The sequence below is a fragment of the Halomonas sp. BC2 genome, from assembly GCF_002078115.1.
Lineage (GTDB): Bacteria > Pseudomonadota > Gammaproteobacteria > Pseudomonadales > Halomonadaceae > Vreelandella > Vreelandella stevensii.
This window is the reverse complement of the sequence record NZ_LFGT01000013.1, coordinates 29,450-32,228: the sequence shown is the minus strand read 5'-3', so window position 1 is coordinate 32,228 and position 2,779 is coordinate 29,450. Positions and strand designations below refer to the sequence as shown.

3 protein-coding genes are annotated in these 2,779 nt (G+C 56.9%); 1 reads left to right on the top strand and 2 read right to left on the bottom strand.

What is annotated here, in order from left to right; all coding sequences use genetic code 11:
- Positions 1 to 510: 510 nt before the first annotated feature.
- Together B7L71_RS10080 and B7L71_RS10075 are read right to left on the bottom strand one after the other, a co-directional pair.
- Complete coding sequence (locus B7L71_RS10080; protein ID WP_023006941.1) at positions 511 to 1,260, bottom strand: transporter substrate-binding domain-containing protein; 750 nt, start codon at positions 1,258 to 1,260, stop codon at positions 511 to 513.
- A 66-nt stretch (positions 1,261 to 1,326) separates the two neighbouring features.
- A complete protein-coding gene (locus B7L71_RS10075; protein WP_212636751.1) occupies positions 1,327 to 2,448 on the bottom strand; it encodes an NAD(P)/FAD-dependent oxidoreductase in 1,122 nt (373 codons plus the stop codon).
- Positions 2,449 to 2,543: 95 nt separating this feature from the next.
- Between B7L71_RS10075 and B7L71_RS18025 the strand changes: the two genes are divergently transcribed.
- Positions 2,544 to 2,779, top strand: a 236-nt coding sequence (locus B7L71_RS18025; protein WP_139790117.1) for a LysR family transcriptional regulator, incomplete at its 3' end; no start/stop codon positions are given.

Here is a 2,779-nt window from a genome sequence, read left to right as displayed (position 1 = left end):
ACAGTATCAAGCAGACGACCCGGTCTGCCAAGCCCATGCACCACGAAGGTCGGGAGCAAGCGCAGCATGATGTTGCTAATGTGACTGAGGATTCGGCATAGCAAGGGAGTGCGAAATGGCAGCTCATACTCGTCAATGTGGGTCTCTCTACTGGCTCCGGTGGTATGTCGGCTCACGACCCAAAGTGGCTATGCCGAAATAGGGTTGCTTTTAGCCAAGAGAGGGCTTTTTCATGGATGAATCAAGGAAGGGCGATAAAGTGGTTTGGTAAACTCTTTGCTGGGAGAACCTAAAATGCCGGAGGGCTATGCCCCCCGGCCACCGGCTAAAGAAAAGCTAAGGAACTGCTTTTATGTGTCGCGAGCGAAGAGAGGTTGGTCGTCGCCGGAGCGCAGAGGCCGGGGTCTATGCGCTACTAGGTGAGGATTTCGACCGGGCTGGCGTACCTTCTCCGCCGGCGACCAAGATATCAAGTGAAGTAATAGATCAGTGTTTCTATAAATATGTCATTTAGTTTTCGAAGTAGCTTTCAAAAATCACATCAAAGGAGCCATCCTTCTTTAATTCGTGCATAGATTCATTGAATGCTTCTGCCAATGCTTCGTCACGCTGCCGGAAGGCGGCGCCTATTCCCGGTCCGTAGATTGATTCAGGGCCGGTCACCAGTTCGCCTTGTCGTGTAAAACGGTCATCGTTGAACATGGTTCTCTGGGCCAGGGGGAACGCAGTGAACACCAGGTCGAGTCGTCCAGCGTGCATGTCGGCAACCACCGAACCAGAATCAGCGTAGCGCCGGATCTCTGCATCAGGGTAGAACTGAGTTACGTACTCGTCCTGGATGGTCGCTTGCTGGACGCCTATCGTCGTGTCCTCAAGCGGACCATCCAGATCGTGCTCGGCGCCAGCCTTGCCGACCCAGACAGAAGGCACCTGATAATACGGATCCGAGAACAGAACCTGGTTAGAGCGCTCCTCGGTAATGTTCATCGCCGACGCAATGAGGTCGAACTTTCGCGCTTGAAGCGCCGGAATGATACCATCCCAGGCCTGCTCGACCCATACGCATTCGCGCTGCATCCGCTCGCAGGCAGCATTGACGAGTTCTACCTCGAAACCAGTAATAGTGCCGTCCGGCAGCTTGTACTGATAGGGCTCATAGGGTACATCGACACCGATGCGCAGCGGCTTATCTTCTGCATTGGCTACTCCTCCGAGCAGGGCAGCTGACAACAGCAGATTGGTGAGGGTATGAATTCGCATTTTGTATCCTCGCAGTTTGTTTTGTCGTATGTGCGTGGGTGATTCCGGGCCGATCTTGTTATGCCACTATGGGTTGAGGGCGGAGCGAGAGAACCTCGCGCCGGAGAACTTTGCGTATTCGTGACTTAGGCTGTCTTGCAGGATGGATTCGGCCAGACGGCCGGCATGGAAGGCTGCCAGGCTGATACCGCTGTGGCTGCTTAGGCCATAGGCCCCGGGGTATTGCCGTGAAGCTTCATAGAGAGGGTGGCCATCCGGTGTCATAACGCGCAGCGCTCCCCACGAGCGCACCAGTCGCGCATGGGCGAGAAACGGAAAGATTCGCACCGCGCGATCGGCCAATTGCTGCATTATCGGCAGGGTCACCCCCCTGTCGAAACCGACCTCTTCCTGAATGTCCCCGATCAAGTACGCGCCACTAGCCGTCTGTCGAATCTGTGGGGTCGGCAGTTGGGCAATTTTTTGCAGGCGTTCAGTCACCAAGACCTGGCCGCGCACGGGACGCACCGCCCCACTGAGCCCCAGCATCGGCGCCAATGCTGCGCTGCCCAGACCAGCAGCAAGGATAAGGCGCTCAGCTTCGTAGGTGCCGTGCGTGGTTGCCGCTCGAAAGCCATTCATGAGGGGAGTGAGCAAGTGCACCTCGCAGCCAGGACGATAATCGAGCCCGAGCCCGAGATTGGCTGAAAACAGCGCGCGCAGTAGATACAGGGGATTGCAATGGCCGTCATGGGGCGACCAGGTACCACCGTGCACGCCTTCGCCGAGCCCCGGGAGGTAAGAGGCAAGCGACGTACGGTCGAGATATTGCCAACGGAATTGTCGCGCCAGGTAGGGGGATGTCGACTGGATCGCCGAGTACTCGCGCTGACGTGCCTCTGCTTCCTCCTGATTGAAGCAGAGATCGACTCCACCCCTGTGTTCGTATTCGAGGTCTAACCCGGTGCGCTCCTCGAGTTCAGCGGCAAACTCAGGCCAGGCCAGGCTCGCTTCGAAACTGAGTTCGGCATAGGCTGGCATGCCTGCGCCCTTGCCCTGCACCCAGGTGAGACCGGCGTTCCCTCGTGAGGCGCGCAGTGAGTCGTCGCTTCCATCGAGCACCGTAACGCGACAGCCCGCACGCAGCAGACCATAGGCCACTGCCATGCCGACCACACCACCACCAATGATTAGGAAATCCTGCTGCATGCCATCCGCTTCTTGTAAGTGGTATGCATCGACGATAGCGAGGCGAACGGTATACGATCCAATACCAATAATTGCCATGACGATACACAAATATTATGAAGCTTCCCCATCTTCGCGATAAGCAGGTGCTTGCTTTCAAGCTGGTCATGGAATGCGGCACGGTTTCCGGTGCGGCAAGGCGTATGCTTATCGCCCAGCCAGGGGTCACCCGCTTGCTCAAGCAGCTTGAGCATGATCTGGGGTTTCACCTGTTTGAGCGAGTACGTGGGCGCTTGATACCGACACCTGAAGCGCGCCTCTTCCATCGCGAAGTACAGCGCGTATGGACTAG

What these genes read in the sequence shown, in the direction of transcription:
- B7L71_RS10080 (WP_023006941.1), bottom strand. Translation starts at nt 1,260, where the DNA reads ATGCGAATTCATACCCTCACCAATCTGCTGTTGTCAGCTGCCCTGCTC.
- B7L71_RS10075 (WP_212636751.1), bottom strand. Translation starts at nt 2,448, where the DNA reads ATGCAGCAGGATTTCCTAATCATTGGTGGTGGTGTGGTCGGCATGGCA.